The following is a 22393-nucleotide window of genomic DNA, read 5'->3' as shown; positions in this document are numbered from 1 at the left end:
ATAATGAAAGATACTCAACATAAAAAAGGGCCGCTTGTGGCCCGTATATCGTTCCACAAAGTATTAGAAAAGCTCGAAGAAATTGCCGAAAATGATATAGATTACCGTGCCGATTATGCCCGTGCCTTACTTAAGCACGCCAATAATTTTCCGGAACTGCGCGAGGGTATTGATGATGTAGAAACCCTGAAAAAGCATGAAGCCCTGATACGCAACCTCCTGGCGGATCTTTTCCCAACGGCGCTTACCCATAATGAAATTAAAGCGGCAGCTATACCTTTTTTTAATTTTACATTTAACCACACCGCACGTTTTGAAAAAATACTTGCCGATGCCGGGATGGATTTTGATATTACTATACGCAACTTTGATGATCAACAATTTTATATTTTTTGCTGCTGCCTGATACTTAATGATTATTATGGCTATCATTTTGATTTTTCCAAACCGCTTTTTTATGACATACCGGATAGTGAAGGCATAATGCACTATTACCGCATTATGTACAATGCCGATTTTATGGAAATTATACCCACAGATAAAGCTATAGTAGATATTACACCGGAAGATGTTAGTATGCTGATGGATAATTTTGATGATATAGCGGTGTGGAAAGAAAAATTTCCTGAAGGGAGCTGGCTGTCAAAAGGTTTTGGTATTGTATCACTCTATGATGCAACTACCGAAAGTGCCATATCAAACCTTAAAGGCAATTTATTAATTAATGAAGAGTTTGACGGGATTAATAAAGAAAATTTTGAAGGAATTTTTCGCTCTATTTTTAAAATATCCGATTTGCGGGTAGGATTTACAGAGGTAAATACTGAAGATAACCTTTTTAAACTGGCTCCTTTTGATGATATAAAAAGCCATATACTTAAAGATGTTAATGAAATAAACTGTAATGCTATGTTTTGCAGCGATTCGCTCGACGAGATATTGCAGGATAAAAAATATTTGATAGTAAGCGATGTAGAACGGTTTTTAAAGCAAAACCCTGAAGATGCCGGGTTTGCCAGCCATTTACTTAGCCAGAATATAAAGAGCTGTATTTTGGCGCCTATTATTAAAAACGGGCGTTTTTATGGTTTTATAGAGCTTGTTTCCTCACGTGCTAAAGAGCTGAACAGTATTAATGCCAACAAACTGGGCTATATAATGCCCTTTATTACCGATACTATAGAGCGCTATTATAGCGAACTACAAAATGAGATAGATGCCATCATTCAGAATGAATATACTGCAATACACCACAGTGTATACTGGAAGTTTAGGGAAGAGGCCATGGCACACCTGCACAACCGCAATAAAAATGAAGGCTTTAAAGAAATAGTTTTTCGTGAAATATATCCGCTCTATGGCCAGATTGATGTAAAAGGCAGTAGCAATGCGCGTAATATAACTACCGAAAAAGACCTTGCCCGGCAGGTGCAAAAGTTATTACAGTTGTTCCGTTATATTTTTGAGGAAGAAAAACTGCCTTTTATTGAACAACATATTTTTGAACTGGAAAATATTGAAGACCAGTTGCATGAGTCATTAAAAGCAGATACCGAAGCCAACATACAAAACTATATTATTGGTGAGGTGCACCCGGTATTAAAACATTTTGATACCACAAATACATCGGTACGCACGCGTATTAACAGTTATTTTGCGGCTCTTGACGAAAGGGTACAAATGGTATATGAAAGCCGGAAGGATTTTGATGAAACCCTTTCGGCAATAAATAAACAAATGGCCGCCCTGCTGGATGAAAAGCAGGAAGAGGCACAGGCCTATTTTCCGCACTATTACGAGCGTTTTAAAACTGATGGTGTAGAACACAACCTATATGTAGGCGCCAGTATTTCGCCAAAACACCCCTATAACCCATTATATCTTAGTAACCTGAGGCTTTGGCAGCTACAGGTAATGTGCGAAATGGAAAACGCCTACTACAATATTAAGCCTAACCTGCCGTATGAGCTGGATGTTACCTCACTTATACTGGTGTTTAGCTCTCCCATTTCCATCCGTTTCCGTATGGATGAAAAACGCTTTGATGTAGATGGTACTTATAATGCCAGGTATGAGGTGGTTAAAAAACGTATAGATAAAAGCCACATTAAAGGCACGCAGGAGCGTATTGCCCAAAAAGGTAAAATAACCATAGTATTTACCCAGAAAAAAGAGGAGCTGGAATACCGTCGTTACATTCAGTTTTTACAGCACAAAAATTTACTTGAAGCAGGTATCGAACTCTTGGATGTAGAAGACCTTCAGGGGGTTACCGGTCTTAAAGCATTGCGGGTACCCATAAGCTACAAAAACAGCCAAAATGCAAATAGCGCCTATACGTATGATGAACTTTTAAAAGAATTGCACCGCAAATAAGCTGTAACAAATAGTAGCAGGCTATCTAACACGATAATTAATAAGCTTATAATGTCCAGAAAGCATAAGCAAATGCCAGTACAGATACTATAATCTCAATCATAAAGATATTGTAGGTTATACGCAGCAGTTTATACTTGCGGTGCAGTACCAGCCCCAGGTAATACAGGTCTTTTATAAGTGAGCTGTACACATAATCGCGGCTTTCCATAATTTCTTTTACGGCAGCATCATATTCATCCAGTTGCATTTTATAAAAGTTGCCAAAAAACAACAGGTTTATCTTTCGGTCCTTTATATCCTGTGGAGTAAATACGGCACTGTTAACCTTTGGCCGGGTAGAAAGTATGGCAAAAACAATACTCACGGTACTAAAAGCCATCAGTATAAACGTTGGCGTAATAAGGTGCGTATTAGTGGGGCTATCCAGTTTTGGTATGAGGGTACTTAGCGCTATAGATATAATAATAGCATTAACCGAAAGCAATATGTTGGCCTTGCTGTCCGCAATATCGCTAAGGCGGGTATGGTTGCTCAGCGTTACCCTGAACATAGTATCAATACCCCTGTCTGGCCGTTCAGACTTTGCTTTTTTATTTTTCTTCTTCTCTTTTTTGCTTTTTTCAGTTACCTCATATATGGCTTCCTGCAAAGCAGCTATATTGGCATTTTTTTTAGGTTGCAGCACTTCTTTGGCATATTGGGTATAATAGCGGTGCTTGTGCAGCAATAGCATACGGTTGGCTACTATCCACTCAAGGTCGGTAAAATCTTTCCCTTCAAGTTTTTTCCATTCCTCGCGTAGCAATTCGCTTAGCTGTATATAATTCGGGTCGGCAAAGTGTGCATTATCGGCATCTTTAATAATATTTTCCAGTGTATCTCCTGGTTCACAATACATACGTGTAGCCTCAATAAGGCGTTGTACCTTGGCAATTTCTTTCGCATTGAAGCCTTCGGCAGTTAAAAATACACGAGCTTTTTCGCTACTGCGTGTTTCATGGTCTTGTGCACCTTCTACATAGCCGGTATCATGAAACCAAGCTGCAAGTAACAGTAAACGCGAGTCTTCGGGGCTAATCTTTTCGCCCTGGGATATTTCTTTTACCGCATTAACTACACGTAAAGTATGGTTAAAATTATGGTAAATATAATCAGGAGATAACTTATCTTTGAATAAGTGAAATACGTGTCTCTCGGCTTTTTCAATAATGTCCATTTATGAAGGTAAAATTAATACTACCAAGCTATAAAATTATGAAATTCTTTTGGTATGGCATCAGGCTGCCAAAAAATATACCCCTAACATTATTTATAATTGCTATAGTTACATCCTGTGCTACGTATCATCCGCAATATGGCGCTAAGGCAGCAATACCTTCAAAAGATAGTATAAGTGTAACCACACAAAAATTAGATCAGCGCTTTTATCTTATAGGCGATGCCGGCTATGCCAGCCAGCCCAACGGCCAGCGCCTGCTTGAGGCAGTTGCGGCGCACTTAAAAAACGAAGGTAAAAACACCACCCTGCTCTATATGGGCGATAACATTTACCCGTTGGGTATGCCGCCGGAAAAAGAAGATAAACACCGTGCCGAAGCCGAAGCCTCATTAAACAGCCAGCTAGATATGGCAAAGGTTTTTAAGGGCAACATCTATTTTATTCCTGGTAATCATGACTGGTACCACGGTTTAAAAGGTGTTCAGGAAGAAGAAAAACTGGTAGAAAAGGCGCTGGGCAAAAAAACTTTTTTACCGGGTAAAGGCTGTGGTATAGATGATATAAAAATAAACAGTGATATTACTTTAATAACCATAGACAGTGAGTGGTATATTGAAAATTGGGACGATTACCCAACCATGAACGATGATTGCGATATAAAAACACGTGCCGCCTTTTGGGAAGAATTACGGAGCCTGCTCAATAAAAACCAGGATAAAACCGTATTGCTTGCAATACACCACCCGGTTATGAGCAATGGCGCCCACGGGGGGCAGCTTTCTGCCCGCAAGGAGTTATACCCGTTAAAATATAAATTCCCCATGCCGGTACTGGGTTCTTTAATGAATTTTGTAAGGCGTACATCGGGCGGAAGCCCGCAAGATTTGCAAAGCGCTATTTACCGTGATATGACATCGCATATAAAAACCCTTATACAACCCTATGATAACGTACTGGTGCTTTCCGGGCACGACCATAACCTGCAATATATTGAAAAAGATAACATTCACCAGATAATAAGCGGGGCAGGCAGTAAAGAAGAAGAAGCCCGTGTTGTGGGCGATCATGATTTTTCTTATGGGGGCAGGGGCTATGCCGTATTAGATGTATATAAAAATGGCAATGCCAATATAAAATATTACCGGGTAACCGACACTGATGAAGATCTTGTTTTTGAAAAAAGCCTGCTTAGCAAACCGGTGCCGTTATTAGAAGAATATCCGGTATCCGGCTTTCCTAAAGATACCGCAGCAACAATATATACCAAACAGGAAACCACGTATAGCAGTCTGTACCGTTTTTTATTCGGCAATCATTACAGGAGTTATTACAGTACCTCTGTTAAAGCTCCCGTTGCAGAGCTTGATACCTTATATGGCGGTTTTACAGTTGGGCGTACCGGTGGCGGCCACCAGAGTAATTCACTCCGACTTATAGATAAAAACGGTCATGAGTATGTAATGCGTGCCCTGCGTAAAAGCGCTACCCGTTTTTTGCAGACTACGGCGTTTACCACAAGCTATATTGGCAACGATTATGAAAATACATTTGCAGAACATTTTCTGCTTGATTTTTACACTACGGCACACCCGTATACCCCATTTATTATTGGCGACCTTTCAGATGCAGTGGGTATTTACCATACCAACCCCAGGTTATTCTATGTGCCTAAGCAACATATATTGGGCAAACATAATGAAGATTACGGCGGTGCCTTGTATATGATTGAAGAGCACCCTGATGACGAATTTAGCAAACTGGATAGCTTTGGCAAAGCCGATGGTATTGATGGCACAGCAGATGTGTACGAAAAACTGCGCAAAAGCAAAACGAATGTTATTGATGAGCAGGCCTATATACGCGCAAGGCTTTTTGACCTGCTTATAGGCGACTGGGACAGGCATGGCGACCAGTGGCGGTGGAGCAAATTTAAAACACCGGACAGTACATATTACCGCCCTATACCGCGCGACCGCGACCAGGCTTTCCCAAAGCACGGCGGAGCATTGCTTTCACTCATTATGAAGATACCGCCATTGCGCTACATGAAACCGTACAGCGATGATATAAGCAGCGTAAAATGGCAGATAAAACAGGGCTACACACAAGATGTGGCTTTTATTACCAAAAGTGGCGCATCGGTATGGTATAAAGAAGCAGCCTACCTGCAACAGCACCTCACCGATGCAGTTATAGATTCGGCTTTTGCACAGTTGCCCCCCGAAGTAATTGACGGGAATACCGAAGAAATAAAAAGTGACCTGAAAAGCAGGAGGGATAAGTTGCTGAAATATATACCCAAATACCGTGATGTACTGTTAAAAACCGTAGTGCTTACCGGTACAGATGATAAAGATCGTTTTGTAATAACCCGCAGCCCTAATGGAAATACACAGGTAGCTATGTACCGCCATAAAAAAGAAGGCGATTCGCTTGTTTTTTCTCAGGTATACAATAAAAAGCAAACAAAAGAAATCTGGATATACGGGCTTGATGATGATGATGTTTATGAGGTAAAGGGTAAACCGGCAGGGGCAATTTTGCTCAGGCTTATCGGCGGACAGAACCATGATGAATACATAGCCGAAAATGCCCGCCGGGTAAAGATATATGATTTTAAAAGTAAAAATAACACCTACAAAGCCAAGGGCGCTGCCCTAAAGCTTACAGATGATTACGAAACCAACCTGTATAACCCTAAAAAACCCGATTATAATATTTTTGCAACCTATCCTATGGCAGGTTATAACCCGGACGATATGGTTAAACTGGGGGTTATAGCAGACTATACTGTAAACAGGTTTATCCGTAACCCGTATTCACAAAAACACACGTTAAAGGCTAATTTCTATTTTGCCACAAAAGGTTTTGAATTTATATACCGCGGCGCTTTTATGAATGTTGCCAGCAAATGGAATTTTGCACTGGATGCCCGCTATACCAGCCCTACCTTTAGCATTAACTATTTTGGGCAGGGTAACGACACAAAAAATAATGATGACGATTTGGGTATGGACTTTAACCGGGTAAAACTACAGGTCTTCCGCCTGTCGCCTTCATTTTTTAAAGAGGGCCGCAATGGCAGTTTTATGGAGCTAAAAACTGATTTTGAAACCATAGAGGTAGACGAATCTCATAACAGGTATGTAAATCAGCCGGGTATCTTACAGCCATACCTTTTTGAGCACCGCCAATTTGCAGGGATAAATGGCACTTACCGTTTTGAAAATTACGATAACAAATCATTACCGGCACTGGGCATGAAATTTTATGCAACAGGTGGATGGAAAGCCAGCCTTGATGTTTTTGAACGCAATTTTGCCCATGCCGAAACGGGTGTAACCTTTTACCATAAAATAACCCGTAACGAACGGCTGGTGTTTGGTACTACTTTTAAAGGCAAATTTATTTTTAATAATAACTATGAGTTTTACCAGGCGGCCACTCTTGGGGGGGATAATGACCTGCGCGGTTACCGCCGCGCGCGTTTTAACGGCCGTACTGCCTTTTATAACAGTAATGATGTGCGTTTTACAATAGGTAAGTGGAAAAGCAGTTTTATACCACTAACCTATGGTATACTGGGCGGTTATGATTATGGACGGGTATGGCTCCCGAGTGAAGAGTCTGATACATGGCATCAAAGTGTAGGTGGCGGTATGTGGCTTAATGGTGCCGATGCGGCCACAGCTATGGTTAGCTGCTTTTATGGCAGCGAAGGCCCCCGTATTTCCTTTCAGTTAGTTATTGGTTTTTAAGTCGTTAATTTTTAGTGTGTATAATTTACCGCCAATATTTTTCTCGCGTTCATCGGCAATGTATATGTTATCATTGTCAATAAAACAAATCCCCTCTTTTTGTGTAAGTTCTCCAATTTCATAAGGGGTTAGGGTGCCATGTGGAAAATCATCGCCTTTAAAGTTGGTGATAAGCCACACTTTATCGCCACTTATTAAAGCAACGGTTTTTCCGTCGGGGCTAATGTCTGCCCCGGCTATGGCGCATTTTCTGTAATTATTGTTACAGGTAATAAAACTGCCCATAAGTTGTGCCTTTTGGCTACCCCTTTTATTTTGTAACTTATATAGGTTCACAGAGCCGTCGCCTTTTATACTGCGGTTTTTACTAAACAGGTAAAAATAGCCTTGGTATTCAAAAAAAGCTTCACAGTCATAAACACGTTTACTTTTTTTAGGAGGAAATTCTGTCTGTTCCGGATAAGAAAAATGTATCGTATATTCAACCCTTTCAGGTTTTCCGGAATTTACTTTATAAATTACAAGGTCTTTCCGGTCATTATCATTATTACCAAAATCGCCAATATACAGGTTGCCTTCGGCATCAGAAGCAAGGCTTTCCCAGTCGTTATTTTTGCTGTTTTTAATGGTAAAGCTTTTATGCTCCCCGGTTTTTGGATCAAGTTGATACAATTTGTTTTTATTGCCGCTGTCCTGCAATGCCCACAAGGTACCGTTTACATATTCCAGCCCCGAAACCTCGTCAAGGTTAAGTGTAGCGGTTTCTTTCAGGGGGGAGTTTGTTTTGCATGAGCATCCGTATACTATAATACATACCAATACCAGTTTTAGCGCCTGTGCCATAATTGCTGTTTATGCGTTACCTTACAAAATTACTGATTTATTAAGCGGAAATACGATATAATAACATAGCCTTTACATTTCTGTTAAGGAAGGCATAAAGCATATATCAGTAAAAAAAATGTACTAAATTAGTGGGTTGATAATAAACCTGTGTTTTGCTGCCATTATTGCATGAATCAGGTTTTTTAAAATGTAATTTCCAAACCCAAAAACATAATGAAAAATAACTTCTTAAAAACTTCGGTTACCATAGCGGCGGCTTTTATAATCTGCGCTTTCTATTCTGTTTCGGATGAAAGTCAGAATCCGGTGGCTTTTTCTCCCTATACTGATAATGTAGGGCTAAAACTGCCTTTGGGTTTTAGCGCCACTGCCGTGGCAGAAAATGTAGGCCAGGCCAGGCATATAGCTGTTACCGATTATGGTGATATATATGTAAAGCTGGACCGTCCCGAAAATGGCAATGGTGTACTGATGCTCTCTGATACCAATGGCGATGGCAAAGCAGATAAAACCACGGGTTTTGGTGATTACCGGGGTACAGGTATTACCGTTGATAAAAATTATCTCTATACTTCATCAAATTCAGAGGTTTATCGCTATAAACTGGATGCTAAGCAACACGTTATTAACCCCAATGCTCCGGAAACTATTATTACAGGCTTAATAGACAGGCGCCAGCACAATGCCAAGCCTTTTACGTTAGATGGTAAAGGTAATATTTATGTAAATATTGGCGCTTTTTCTAATGCCTGCCAAGAGAAAGACCGTACCAAAGGTTCACCCGGTATGATGCCTTGCCCAGTGCTGGATTCTGCTGCCGGTATATGGCAGTTTAAAATAGATAAACCTAACCAGACTTATGGCGATGGAGTGCGTTATGCCACAGGGCTGCGAAATGTTATGGGGATAGACTGGAACAAACAAAATGATAAGCTTTTTGTAATGCAGCACGGGCGTGACCAGTTGCACGACCTTTTTCCGGATATGTATACTGTGAAACAATCGGCAGATTTGCCTGCAGAATGTATGTATATGCTGAATAAGGGAGATGATTGCGGCTGGCCGTATATTTATTATGACCAGAACCAGAAGAAAAAAATATTAGCACCGGAATATGGGGGCGATGGAAAAAAAACAGGAAAGCCCGAGGCTAATGACCCGGTAGTGGCTTTCCCCGGGCACATGGCGCCCAATGCTTTATTGTTTTATACGGGCACTATGTTTCCTGAAAAATATAAAAATGGCGCATTTATTGCCTTTCACGGATCATGGAACCGCGCCCCTGAAAAACAAATGGGTTATTTTGTGGCTTTTGTTCCGTTTAAAGACGGTAAGCCAAGCGGCGATTGGGAAATTTTTGCCGATAATTTTGCAGGTACCGATGAGGTTGTTTCTCCCGGCGATGCCGCCCACAGGCCCTGCGGCTTAGCCCAGGGGCCGGATGGCTCACTGTACGTTTCAGACGATGCAAAAGGCACCATTTATCGTATTACCTATAACAAAAAGTAAAGTATGCTAAACAAAGGTTATTTCTATAAAACCGCTATAGTGGCAGTAGTTTCTGTTATGCTGTATTCGTTTAACGGTTTTAATACAGTAAACCGGCAGGATGGGCTAAAGCAATCTATAGAGCGGGGTAAAAAAATATATACACAAACATGCGTGTCCTGCCACCAGGTAAACGGCACAGGGGTACCACACCTGGCACCACCTTTAAAAGGCACTGATTATGTGCTAAAAAACAAACCGCGCCTTATACATATTGTGCTTGATGGTTTTAATGAAGATGTAGAAATAGAAGGGGAGTATTATGTTAACCCCATGCCTGCTTTCAATACCTTAAATGACCAGCAGGTAGCCGATGTACTTACCTATATAAGAAACAGCTTTGGCAACAAAGCCGATGCAGTTACTGCTGCAGAAGTTAAAGCACAACGCAAAAAATAAAAAATATAATCAATATACTTACAGGCTTTACCACAAGGTATAGTTAAAGCCTGTAGATAGTAAAGACACTATATGAAAGCTATTATTTTAGACAAACCTGGTCAGGAAAACCCTTTTACATTTGCAGATATACCCGTGCCCGATATAAAACCTGATGAGGTTTTAATTCAGGTAAAAGCTATTAGTATTAACCCGGTAGATGTAAAAACAGCATCGGGCGGGGCTTTTTATAATAAATTACAGCAGGAATCCCCCGTAATAGCAGGGTGGGATGTATCAGGTATTATTACACAAACAGGTGCTGATGTTAAAACCTTTAAAACAGGCGATGAAGTTTTCGGGATGGTCAATTTTCCCGGAAGCGGCAAAGCCTATGCAGAATATGTAGCAGCACCCGCTGCCCACCTCGCACATAAACCCGCCAATATCTCTTTTGAGCAGGCCGCTGCCACAACACTGGCAGCTTTAACCGCATGGCAGGATTTACAACAGGCAGGCGTAACCAAAGGACATAAATTGCTGGTGCATGCCGCGTCCGGTGGGGTAGGGCACTTTGCCGTACAGTTAGCTAAACATTTAGGCGCTTATGTTATCGGTGTATCTTCCACAGAAAATAAAGATTTTGTACTGGCACTAGGAGCAGATGAGCATATAGATTATAAAGAGCAGGATTTTGAAAAAGAAGTTGGTGGTGTAGATGTAGCTATAGATATTGTTGGGGGCGATAACATACCCCGAAACCTTACCATAATAAAACCCGGTGGCACACTGGTGAGTAATCTTGGTATTAAAGACGAAGTAGCCGCAGCCGCCAAAGACAAAGAAATTAAAACAATAGCCTACCTGGTGCACTCCAGCGGGGATGATATGAAAACCCTTGCAGACCTTTTAGAAAAAGGTACCCTTACACCACATATATTTAAAACCTTTTCTTTTACTGATATTAATAACGCCCACAAACAGGTAGCCACATCGCATACCGTAGGCAAAGTAATAGTAACCTTTTAATACCATAGTAATTAAATTACACAACATAAATGGATTTACAATTAAAATATAAAACAGCCTTTGTGAGCGGTTCTACTGCCGGTATTGGTTTAGCTATAGCCGAATCGCTTTTAGCGGAAGGTACAACAGTAATAATTAACGGGAGAAAGCAGGCTGCTGTAGATGAAGCCGTCCAGAAACTCAAAAACTCCTTTCCTCAGGCAAAAGTATCAGGCATTGCCTCAGATTTTAGTAACGTTGAGGATATAAACCGTTTACTGGAACAACTACCGGAAATTGATATACTGGTTAACAATGTAGGTATTTTTGAACCGAAAGCTTTTGCAGATATACCCGATGAAGACTGGTTCCGCTTTTTTGATGTGAATGTGATGAGCGGGGTACGCCTTTCGCGTTATTTCCTGCCAAAGATGCTGGAAAAAAACTGGGGACGAATTATTTTCATTTCAAGCGAATCAGGCATTTTTATCCCGGATGAAATGATTCATTACGGTATGACAAAAACAGCGCAGATCTCTATAAGCCGCGGTATGGCTGAACTTACCAAAGGCACAAATGTTACGGTAAATACGGTACTGCCCGGCCCTACACGTTCGCGCGGCGTAGGCGATTTTGTACAGGCCATTGCCGACAATGAAAAAATATCTTTTGATGAAATGGAAAAGAAATTTTTTGAACAGATGAGGCCTACCTCTCTTATACAGCGTTTTGCCGAACCTAAAGAAGTAGCCAGTATGGTAACCTACCTGGCAAGCCCGCTGGCATCGGCCACTAATGGTGCAGCCATAAGGGCAGAGGGCGGCTTATTACGCTCTATATCGTAACTTACTAACTAAAAAATTAAAAATTAATGGAATACAGAAAATTAGGAAATACAGACTTAGAAGTATCAGTAATAACCTTTGGCGCATGGGCAGCCGGTGGTTGGATGTGGGGTAAAACGGAGCGTAGCGATGCTATTGAGGCCATACAGGCTGCTTATGATTTGGGCGTTACTGCTATAGATACCGCACCCATTTACGGACAGGGTACCAGCGAAGAAATTGTTGGCGAAGCCATTAAAGGATATGCCAGGGATAAGGTACAGATACTTACCAAATTTGGCATGCGCTGGGATCTTACCAAAGGTGATTTTGGTTTTTCGAGCAAGGATAATGATGGCAACCCTATTGATATTTATAAATATGCCGGTAAGGAAAGTATAATAAAAGAATGTGAGGACAGCCTGAAAAGGCTGGGTACTGATTATATTGACCTGTACCAGATTCACTGGCCCGACAGTACAACACCAATTTCGGAAACATTTGAAGCGGTAGAAAAACTTGTAAAAGAAGGAAAAGTACGCTATGCCGGGGTATGCAATTATTCGGCTGCACAAATGGCAGAAGCTGAAAAAACCATCAGGCTTGCTTCTAACCAGATTCCTTTCAGCATGGCAAAACGCGATGTTGAAAAAGAAACAGTACCCTACTGCATAGAACATAACAAATCGGTTTTGGCATATAGCCCCCTCGAGCGCGGCCTGCTTACAGGCAAAATGTCTGCAGGATATACGTTTCAGGAAGGCGACCACCGTGCCAATAACCCTTATTTTACCGATGAGAGCATTACAAAAACCAATGCTTTTCTAAGCAAGATAAAACCTATTGCAGACGATAAAGGTGCTACACTGGCACAACTGGTATTACGTTGGACGGTAGACCGCCCCGGCATTACTGTAGCATTGGCGGGCGCCAGGAATGCGCAACAGTCAATACAAAATGCTAAAGCTGCCGATATTTCGCTTACCTCGGAAGAAATATCTTTTATAAATAAGGAACTCGATAAAATGTAATTCCTTTAATTATATTGTAAATCTAATACAACAACAATCCCGGCACGTTTGTGCCGGGATTGTTGTTTAGTACTGTCATAACGCTTATAGGATTGGCAACCTTAACTAATTGTACAGCATAATTCTAAAAGGCATAAATAAAAATAGGCTGCCTGTTTAGGGCAACCTATTTGGGGTAAGTGATAAAAAGAGAAATTAATTCCAGCCGCCACCCAATGCACGGTAAATATTTACTGTGGCATTCATTTGTTTCAGCTTGGTTTCAATAAGTTCAAATTTTGATTCTAAGGCATCGCGCTGTGTTAACAATACTTCCATATAATCGGCACGTGCAGAGCGGAAGAGGGTGTTTGAAATATCAACCGATTCATTTAATGCATTTACCTGTTGCGACTTCAGATTATAAGTTTGTTGCAGGTTACTGATGTTAGAAATCTGGTTAGCTACTTCAATATAAGCATTTAGCAATGTACGTTCATAATCATAAACGGCCTGTACCTGTTGCGCATTGGCATTTTTATAAGAAGCTTTAATAGCATTCCTGTTAATCAGCGGTGCTGCCAGGTCTCCGGCCAGTGTGTATAATAAAGACTCCGGTTTAATCAGGTGAGTAGGGTCTAATGCCTGATAACCAATACCTGCCGAAATGCCCAGTGAAGGATAAAACTGTGCTTTAGCCGATTTTACATCCAGTTTTGCTGCGGCAAGCTTTAGTTCAGCCTGTTTTACATCAGGGCGGTTTTCTAATAACTGAGAAGGTATACCAGTAGCTACAGTATTAGGCACAAGCATGTTAAAATCATCATTACTTCTTTCAACATGCTGTGGATACCTGCCCACCAAAAAGTTAATGCGGTTTTCGGTCTCCACAATCTGCTGCTGTATATTGTACTGCAAGCTGCGGGTGTTAAGCACCTGCGCCTCAAACCGGCGCACAGCCAGTTCGGTTACACGGGCCGATTGCTTTTGCAGCCGTACAATTTCCAGTGCATTGGTTTGTATATCAATATTCTGCTGTACAATGGCCAGTTGGGTATCAAGGGCAAGCAGTTCATAATACGAATTGGCAATTTCGCCAACAAGGTTTGTTATTACAAAATTTTTACCCTCAACTGTAGAAAGGTACCTTTGTATAGCAGCCCTTTTAGCATTGTGCAATTTGCCCCAAATGTCGGCCTCCCAGTTAGCATAAGCGCCAAATGAATAATCCTGTAGTGGTTCGGGGTTTTCCTTTCCCGGTACAATATTAATGTTTTCTTCTAAGGCACCATTACGGGTAAAACGACCCACTTTATCAACACCGGCACCAGCCCTCAGGCCTGCAAAGGGTAAATATTCCCCTTTGCGTATCCTGATTTCATTTTGGCTTATCTGTATTTCCTGTAACGTAATGTTCAGCTCCTGGTTGTTTACCAGGGCAGTATCTATCAGCCTGGTAAGGTAAGGGTCTTTAAAGAAATCCTTCCACTTTAGTTTGGCTGAATTTACCGTATCCTGAGTAGCGCCGCTGTATGCTGCGGGTGTATTAGTGTTTTCTGTACGTTTTGCTACATCCGGCAGTTTACATGCCGAAACAGACAATATTAAACCGGTTATTACTATATATTTATATATTCTGCTTTTAAACATCATTTTCTTCTGTGTTTGAGAATTTATCTATTTGATGAACGAATTCTTCTGATAATGAGCTATCGTCTTCATCGCGTATTAACTTCCTGCCATCGGCTAGTGAACCAAATATGTAATACAGTCCGGGGACTATAAGCACACCGAAAACAGTACCGAAAAGCATACCGCCAAGTGCCGATGAACCCAGTGTGCGGTTACCAATAGCACCGGCACCGCTGGCAATCATTAACGGTATCAAACCGGCTATAAAAGCAAAAGAGGTCATCAAAATAGGGCGGAAACGCACTTTGGCACCTTCTATAGCCGCATCAAATATGGTAAAGCCTTCATGCCGCTTCTGGACGGCAAACTCCACAATAAGTACTGCGTTCTTACCCAGCAGCCCGACGAGCATGATAAGCCCGATTTGCGCATAGATGTTATTTTCAAGGCCCATAAGCTTAAGTAAAAGGAATGAACCAAATACACCCACAGGAAGAGATATGATTACTGCAAGTGGTATAATAAAGCTTTCATACTGTGCTGCCAGTACCAGATAAACAAACGCCAGTACTATAAGGAAGATATATATAGACTCATTGCCACGGTTAGCCTCATCATATGATAAGCCTTCCCAGGCAATATCATAACCTCTTGGCAGTGTTTTAGCGGCTACTTCCTTAATGGCCTGTATCGCATCGGCAGTGGTATAGCCAGAGGCAGGTAGCCCGCGTATGGCTGCAGAGTTATACATGTTATAACGGGTAATCTCATTAGGGCCCTGCTCTTTTTTAAGCGTCATAAACGCAGAGTAGGGCACCATTTCGCCATGGTCATTTTTAATATACAGGTTAAGTATGTCTGATGGCAGCCTCCTGAATTTAGGGTCAGACTGTACATATACTTTAAAGAAACGGCCAAACTTAATAAAGCCCTGCTCATAGGTACTACCAATCATAATATCAAGGTTTTCCATAGCTTTTCCTATAGATACGCCTTTCTGCATGGCCAAGTCATTATCTACTACCAGCTCATACTGTGGGTAGTTGGCAGCAAAGAAGGTAAACAGGCCGGTAAGTTCTTTACGTTTACCCAAATCATCCATGAATTGTTTGTTGATTTTATCAAAATCCTGGTAATCTGTTTCAGTATTTTTATCAAGAAGACGAAGTGAGAAACCACCCGATGCACCAAATCCGGGTATGGCAGGCGGTTCAAAAAATTCTATTTTCGCGCCCAGGTTCCTTGATTTTTCTTCAAGTTCTTCCATAATCTCGGTTACTTTATGCTTCCTTTCAGACCATGGTTTAAGGTTGATAAGACACGTACCCGCATTAGACCCCCTACCTTCGGTCATGATCTCATAACCTGCAAGTGATGATACCGATTCTATACCGTCTACTTTTTCGGCTATTTTTTGCAGCCTTTGAGAAACCTGGTTGGTTGCCTCAAGCGTAGAGCCCGGAGGCGTCTGGATGATGGCATATATAGTACCCTGGTCTTCACTTGGTATAAAGCCTCCCGGTAAAATTTTGTTTACAAAATAAATACCCGCACAAAATGCCAGCAATATACCCCAGGTTAACCACCTGCGGCTTACCATTCTTTTAAGTATGCCGGTATATCTTCCTGTAAGTTTATCAAACCCGCGGTTAAAGGTGTCAAGGCTCCTTGTCAGCACATTGCTTTTCTTTTCATGCCCGTGGTGATTTTTAAGCAGCATGGCACACAATACCGGGGTAAGTGTTAAGGCTATAATTGCCGAAATTACAATTGAGCTTGCCATAGTAATGGAGAACTGCCGGTAGAATGTACCAACCGGGCCTGACATGAAGGATATAGGCAGGAACACCGAAACCATTACTGCAGTAATTGCTATAACCGCACCACTAATTTCGCCCAATACTTTTTTAACGGCCAGGTATGGCGTTATGTTGGGGTACTCATCAAACTTGGCATGTACTGCCTCGACGACGACGATGGCATCATCCACCACAATACCAATGGCCAGTACCAATGCAAACAGGGTTACCAGGTTAATGGTTAGCCCAAAAAACTGCATAACAAAGAAGGCCCCAATCAAAGATACCGGTACGGCCAGAATAGGAATAAGCGTAGAGCGCCAGTCTCCCAAAAATATGAATACCACAAGGGCAACCAGTATAAAGGCATCCCGTAGCGTATCAATTACCTGCTCTATAGAGGCATCAAGAAACTTAGATACGTCATAACTTATTTTATAATCAAGCCCCGGAGGGAACGATTCTTTAAGCTCATTAAGCTTTTCTTTTACGTTTTCAATTACCTCGGTTGCGTTACTACCGTAATTTTGTTTTAATACAATAGAGGCAGAAGGGTGTCCGTCAAGGTTAGAGTAAATATCAAAAAATTCACTACCCAGCTCTGCGCGGCCTATATCTTTAAGGCGTATGCGCTCCCCTTCGGCATTTGCGCGTATAATTATGTTATCATACTCTTCAGGCTCGCTGTAACGGCCTTTATAGGTAAGCACATATTCTAATGACTGCGCCTCTATACCGGAACTCTGGCCAATACGCCCCGGACGCCCAACAATACTCTGCTCGGCAAGGGCATCCATAACCTCGTCTACCGATACGTTGTAGGCACGCATACGTTCCGGGTTTAACCATATACGCATGGCGTAGGTACGGCTACCCAATATCTGGGTACGGGCCACACCGGGTATACGGTTAATTTCGGGTATCATTTTTACGTTGGCATAGTTATACAGAAATTTTTCATCCATATTCTTGCCCTTTGCGTACAGGTTAACGTACATAAGCATACTGGGCTGTATAGGGGTAATAATAACCCCTTCACGCTGCACCAGTTCGGGCAATAGCGGCATAACCTGGTCTACCCGGGTTTTTACCCTGATAACCGCCTGGTTTGGGTCGGTACCCGGTTCAAAAATAAGCCTTAAAGTGGCCTCACCCGCACTGGTTGCATCGGTAGCCATATACCTCATACCCTGTGTACCATTTATGGAGTTTTCCAGGGTTATAAGGGTAGACTTAACCAATACATCGGCGCTGGCTCCCGGATAGGCTATAAATACATTGACCGTTGTTGGCGCAATGTCCGGGAATTGCGATGTTGGCAATGTTGTGATTGCCAGTGAACCCATAAACACAATTATAACAGATATTACAATTGCAAATACAGGTCTGTGTATAAACTTAGTAAACATTTTTTCTCTTTTTAGTTATCAGACTATTCTGCATACAACCCTAAGTTCGATAATACTTTTTCAGGTTTTTCGAGCTTATATTTAATTTTTTCATTTTCCCTCACAAGGCGTAAACCTTCAAGCAGTACCTTATCGCCTGTAGATAAACCGCTTTTAATAATAAATATGTGAGGCAGTTCTGCAGCTATTTTAATCTCTCTTGATTTTACCCGGTTATCTTTATCAATAACAAAAACATACTTTTTATCTAATACTTCAAAAGTTGTTTTTTGTGGTATCAGCATAGCATTTTTGTGGGGTATACTCATGCGGATGTTACCTGTTTCACCGTAACGCAGTAAGCCATCGGGGTTAGGGAAGGTTGCCCTAAATGGAATGTTACCTGTTTCATTATCAAAATCTGCCTCGATGGTTGACACAATACCCGGCTGAGAAAATATTTTGTTGTTTGCCATTAAAAGGTTTACGGTTATTGTGCTGTCTTTTTTTACCTGCGTTTTGTAATCAAGATATTCTGCTTCGGGTACATTATAATATACCCACATTTTGCTGTTGTCAGAAAGGGTTGTAAGCAGGTCTCCCTCGTCTACAAGGCTACCCTGCCTAACATGAAAACGGTCAATTATACCGTCAAACGGTGCCCTTATTTCTGTAAATTGAAGGTGCACCTGGTTTAATGCCATTTCAGCCTTGGCTTTATCAAGTTTTGCTTTTGCCATAGCCAGCTCATTAGGCGCTACTACATTTTTATCGGCCAGCGCCTTGGTATTTTTATATTCAATTTCGGCAAATTCTGCCTCTGCCTGTGCTTTTTGTAAATCGGCCTGATATAGGTTAGGCATTATCTGAAAGAGCAATTGCCCTTTTTTAACTGCCTGCCCTTCATCTACATAAATTTTCTGAAGGTACCCTTTCTCAAGAGCCCTTAGCTCAATATGCTGTATTGAACGGATCTGGCACACATAATCTTTATTAATTACAGTGTCTTTTACAACAGGATTAGTAACCAGGTACTCTGTTTCTTCTTCCTTTGTTTCTTTGTTGGATTGGCAGCTTGTATGGCATAGCATAACAGACAAGCCCATGAGCATGAAAATTCTCTTCATAATAATTGCTTTTAAAGCGATGTAATTTTTGGGATTTTTTTTAAGTGGGCCATAGCCCATAAACGTGCATGTTTACTAGCATTTATGCTAAACTACATGCAGCTTTTTAATAACTCTGTGGAAAACAGGCAATATGTAAATATTGTCCATATAAGGTTTAAATCAAATCCGTATAACCCGGAATATGATAAACCGCCTTTGGGGTGGGAAATTTATAAAGTGTTTACTAAAGGGTAAACGGCTTTTAATGCAATGTGAAAAGTAATTGGGAGAATGTGAAAAAAATACAGAGCTGAAGTAATTAGCCGCTTCAAAGGATTTTTTTAAAGATGTTATGTCATCTTCTTCATTCTCACTTTCGTTATCGGTAAAATCTACTTTGTCGTCTTTTTCAAACGCAGGGGTAGGTTTTACAATAGATGGGTCTAACTGTTGTAGATGTGCTACGCCAAAGTTTGTAGTTAGGTTAAAAGATGCCCTGCCTTGTAAAGTACTTGCATGCGATTGCTTGTAAGCACCTAAAAGGAAAATGCATAATGTTAAGTAAATCCTAATTAACAAACTTTTCATTGGGGAGCAAAATTAAGTAAAGTTTATTATCCCGCAAAACGTATTACATTATTTTTATGTGGCCTTTTAAAACCATGCGTTGCGCTAATTTATTACAGCACAGCTAGATTATTTGAAATTTTAACAAATATAATGCCAATAAAAACCTATGATTTGAAATAGTGTTGCTATAGCTCTGCTATAACGTTTTATATGGCTCTTTTTTAATAAAAATTTTTAAAATCAGCAGCAATAGAATGTAGAAAAATTAAACTTTACTATAATAGTTGCCGGGTTAGTCGTAATTTTTAATTGACTGAACCGGCGCAAGTATATTATACCCTTTCCATATTGCAGGGTCATATTTTGCAATGAATTCTTTTTTATAATACTTATTTTCGGCAAAGTTGTTAAACTCCGGCGTTGTGATAACCTCTTTATTTATTATAAATAATTCTGATGTAATAACATCATCAATCTCTGCCATAAGATCTACCTTAAGCATACGTTTTTCTTCATCTTTATCTTCTTTGTTTTTGGTAAATTTTAAAGAGCGGTTAATATAAAAGTATATTCCCTTTTGTTTTTTCACAAAATTTACGGCATAGTTTCCTTCCTCATTTTTGGTGTATGTGGCCGAAATCTTTATGCGGTCTTCCACTGCCTTAATGCCCAGCAACAGCTTTAAGTTTATATTATGCTCGGTTTTTCCATCAATCATATTATATTCCAGCTTAACTACAGCAAAATCCAGTGTGTTTACATAAATTTTACCTGAATATTTTGCCGAATTTTTTTTTGGCTGAAAATCTATGATATAAATGGTTTCATCGTTTAATGATGAATATCCTTCCAGGGTATAGTTATAGCGCTTAAATTCTGTTAAAAAATCAAGATCTTCATCTTTATAAAATTTGCTTAATGATGTAGTAAGCGAAGTTACACCGCTACGAAGTGATGCTGTTTCAAATTCATCTTTGGCCGTGCGGGGCTTATCTATCTGTAGAGAATCGTCTATAGGGAGTATGCCTGAGCGTACACTATAAGTAGCGCCCGGTTGCAAATGTTTTTTTATAATCTCAATTAGTTTATTGTTAACCTCATCGCCCGATATATCTTTCTCCTTGTTTTTTAATTCAATGGCTTTTTGTACAGATAGTTTTGTTTCGTTATTAAGCTGATATAAATCTCCGTAATATTCTGTAAAGTCTATTGAGCTTTTACCTTTTGCATTTTTAGAAAGGTTTTCAAGCTCTTTATTAAGCTCTTTTAAGGTAGAGCGGGTTTCTAGCGATGATTTTACCAGTTCAAAATGTGAATCGATTAATTTATTATTAGAAGATTCCCTAAGAAAAAAAGTTTCTTTTAACGGTTGCGGGCTGTAGTTTTTAGGTGCATTTTTAATTACTTCTTCAAGTATTTCTGTAGGTGATAATTGTTTGTTGGTAATAAACACATTATCCAGTTCGTTTATTTTTTCTTTAAGCACGTATGTGCCGCCTTTAAATTCTGATACCGGTATTTCCAGTGTTTCAAATCCAATACAGGAAATACTTACCGTATTGGCACTAGCCTGTTCTGGTATTTTTATTGTAAATACACCTTCAATATTACTTATAACCCCATAAGTAGTGCCAATTTGTATGGTGGTGTAGGCAACAGGCTGCTGTTGCTCATCTACCACCTGCCCGGTAATAGACTGTCCGTTTGTGGTAAGGGTAAATATTAAAAAGGTAAGAAGGCAGAGGGGCAGTATTTTTTTCATAAATGGTGTTTTATATAAAACGACGAATACGCTATTTTGTAACAGAAATAATTGATTGATTTTGTTTTGGTGTAAATATATTTAATATCACCTAAATTTTTAAGGTGAATTAGGCTTATACACTCATTTTTATTAAAAAGATAAATAATAAGCTTTCATTTCACATTATACATGTAAAAAGATAGTTTAAGTAGTATGCTGTAACAAAAAGTTATAAAATTTGTATACCAAGCTTATGATAGGCCTTTAGCTCAGGGCTTGTTGGGGCTGCTTCGGTTATTATGGCATTTACGTTAGTAACAGGGCATATGTAAAACGATTGTGTGGTGTTAATTTTTGCCAGGGTGCTTAGCGCAATTACCTGGGCAGACATTTCTGCCATAAATTTTTTTACCTGAACATCTTCATAACTTTTACCGGTAATACCAGATGTGTTTAGGCTGCTTATACCCATAAAATACAGGTTGGCCCGCACATTTTTTATAGTATTAATAGTTTCGTGGCCTATAGTGGTAAAAGCTGTTTTATAAAGCCTGCCCCCGGCAAAAATTACCTCGGCATTGGGGTGGTCTTCCAGCACATTGGCAACGGGGAAGCTGTTTGTAACCACAGTTACTTTAAGGTCTTTTGGCAGCATTTCTGCTACGGCAAGCACAGAGGTACCCCCATCCATAAAAATAGTCTGTCCGTTTTTTATAAAAGTCACTGCTTTTTCTGCGATACGTTTTTTTTGCCCTGTTTCATATTTTTCCCTGTCCCGGTAATGGTGGGGTACCGAAAAAGAAGATATGGCTCCGCCGCGCACTGCCTGTAGCAATCCCTGCTCATGCAGTTCTTTAATATCGCGACGCACGGTATCTTCCGAAACACTTAAAACAGTGCTCATTGACCCTAATTCAACTTTGTTTTCTTTTGCAAGATGTTCTAAAATGAGTTGAAAGCGTTCTTCTTTAACCATTTACATAAAATTTACGACAAATATACATAAATATAACTTGCAAAATATTGCATTAAATTGCTTTATATTGCAAAAAATGATGTATATTTGTTGCATAAAAAAGCGAAATATAAATTATGAAAAGCGAAAGAAAAAAAATTGGTATTGACATGGATGGTGTTATTGCCGATGCAGAAGCCCAATACTTAAATGGTATAAAAGGGAT

Annotated in this window: 15 protein-coding genes; 7 read left to right on the top strand and 8 right to left on the bottom strand. The window is 40.3% G+C overall.

The genetic code is table 11. From position 1 onward, the window contains the following. Positions 1-3: 3 nt before the first annotated feature. Positions 4-2376 (top strand): GAF domain-containing protein, encoded by a 2373-nt coding sequence (locus ABS766_RS00530; RefSeq protein ID WP_408083117.1) that lies wholly within the window; start codon positions 4-6, stop codon positions 2374-2376. A gap of 46 nt (positions 2377-2422) precedes the next feature. Here ABS766_RS00530 and ABS766_RS00525 read toward each other — a convergent pair whose 3' ends face one another. Next, positions 2423-3595: a Pycsar system effector family protein gene (locus ABS766_RS00525; protein ID WP_408083116.1), complete on the bottom strand. Its 1173-nt coding sequence runs from the start codon at positions 3593-3595 to the stop codon at positions 2423-2425. Between the two features lie 2 nt (positions 3596-3597). On the opposite strand from ABS766_RS00525, the gene ABS766_RS00520 reads away from it, so the two are divergent. Continuing rightward, entirely contained in the window at positions 3598-7356 is a 3759-nt protein-coding gene (locus ABS766_RS00520) for a metallophosphoesterase (protein WP_408083115.1), read from the top strand. Here the strand turns inward: ABS766_RS00520 and ABS766_RS00515 are convergent. Continuing rightward, positions 7339-8199 (bottom strand): hypothetical protein, encoded by an 861-nt coding sequence (locus tag ABS766_RS00515; RefSeq protein ID WP_408083114.1) that lies wholly within the window; start codon positions 8197-8199, stop codon positions 7339-7341. The two genes, ABS766_RS00520 and ABS766_RS00515, sit on opposite strands and share 18 nt — an antisense overlap. 216 nt (positions 8200-8415) lie before the next feature. Here ABS766_RS00515 and ABS766_RS00510 point away from each other — a divergent pair, with 216 nt between their 5' ends. The 5 genes from ABS766_RS00510 to ABS766_RS00490 all read left to right on the top strand — a co-directional run bounded on the left by ABS766_RS00510 (position 8416) and on the right by ABS766_RS00490 (position 12991). Next, positions 8416-9711, top strand: a complete 1296-nt coding sequence (locus tag ABS766_RS00510; protein ID WP_408083113.1) for a PQQ-dependent sugar dehydrogenase — start codon at positions 8416-8418, stop codon at positions 9709-9711. A gap of 3 nt (positions 9712-9714) precedes the next feature. Then, positions 9715-10149 (top strand): c-type cytochrome, encoded by a 435-nt coding sequence (locus tag ABS766_RS00505; protein ID WP_408083112.1) that lies wholly within the window; start codon positions 9715-9717, stop codon positions 10147-10149. Between the two features lie 72 nt (positions 10150-10221). Continuing rightward, positions 10222-11157, top strand: coding sequence for an NADP-dependent oxidoreductase (locus ABS766_RS00500; protein ID WP_408083111.1), 936 nt, complete (start codon positions 10222-10224; stop codon positions 11155-11157). Between the two features lie 29 nt (positions 11158-11186). Then, positions 11187-11981, top strand: a complete 795-nt coding sequence (locus ABS766_RS00495; RefSeq protein WP_408083110.1) for an SDR family NAD(P)-dependent oxidoreductase — start codon at positions 11187-11189, stop codon at positions 11979-11981. A gap of 26 nt (positions 11982-12007) precedes the next feature. Beyond that, positions 12008-12991: an aldo/keto reductase gene (locus tag ABS766_RS00490; protein ID WP_408083109.1), complete on the top strand. Its 984-nt coding sequence runs from the start codon at positions 12008-12010 to the stop codon at positions 12989-12991. A gap of 195 nt (positions 12992-13186) precedes the next feature. On the opposite strand, the gene ABS766_RS00485 is transcribed toward ABS766_RS00490, so the two are convergent. From ABS766_RS00485 to ABS766_RS00460, 6 genes are all read right to left on the bottom strand, one after another. Then, entirely contained in the window at positions 13187-14623 is a 1437-nt protein-coding gene (locus ABS766_RS00485) for a TolC family protein (protein ID WP_408083108.1), read from the bottom strand. Beyond that, positions 14613-17810 carry an efflux RND transporter permease subunit gene (locus ABS766_RS00480; RefSeq protein ID WP_408083107.1) on the bottom strand — a complete coding sequence of 1066 codons (3198 nt, stop codon included), beginning with the start codon at positions 17808-17810 and terminating at the stop codon, positions 14613-14615. Before ABS766_RS00480 ends, ABS766_RS00485 begins: the two co-directional genes overlap by 11 nt. A 23-nt stretch (positions 17811-17833) precedes the next feature. Further along, the gene (locus ABS766_RS00475; RefSeq protein ID WP_408083106.1) at positions 17834-18916 is read right to left on the bottom strand and encodes an efflux RND transporter periplasmic adaptor subunit; all 1083 of its coding nucleotides are present in this window, start codon (positions 18914-18916) and stop codon (positions 17834-17836) included. A 162-nt stretch (positions 18917-19078) separates the two neighbouring features. Next, positions 19079-19486, bottom strand: coding sequence for a hypothetical protein (locus tag ABS766_RS00470; RefSeq protein WP_408083105.1), 408 nt, complete (start codon positions 19484-19486; stop codon positions 19079-19081). 274 nt (positions 19487-19760) lie between these two features. Continuing rightward, positions 19761-21230: a carboxypeptidase-like regulatory domain-containing protein gene (locus ABS766_RS00465; protein ID WP_408083104.1), complete on the bottom strand. Its 1470-nt coding sequence runs from the start codon at positions 21228-21230 to the stop codon at positions 19761-19763. A gap of 211 nt (positions 21231-21441) precedes the next feature. Then, positions 21442-22188, bottom strand: coding sequence for a DeoR/GlpR family DNA-binding transcription regulator (locus ABS766_RS00460; protein WP_408083103.1), 747 nt, complete (start codon positions 22186-22188; stop codon positions 21442-21444). Positions 22189-22393 lie beyond the last annotated feature (205 nt).

It is taken from the genome of Flavobacterium rhizosphaerae (genome assembly GCF_046000445.1).
GTDB lineage: Bacteria > Bacteroidota > Bacteroidia > Flavobacteriales > Flavobacteriaceae > Flavobacterium > Flavobacterium rhizosphaerae.
This window is presented reverse-complemented; position numbering and strand designations above follow the sequence as displayed.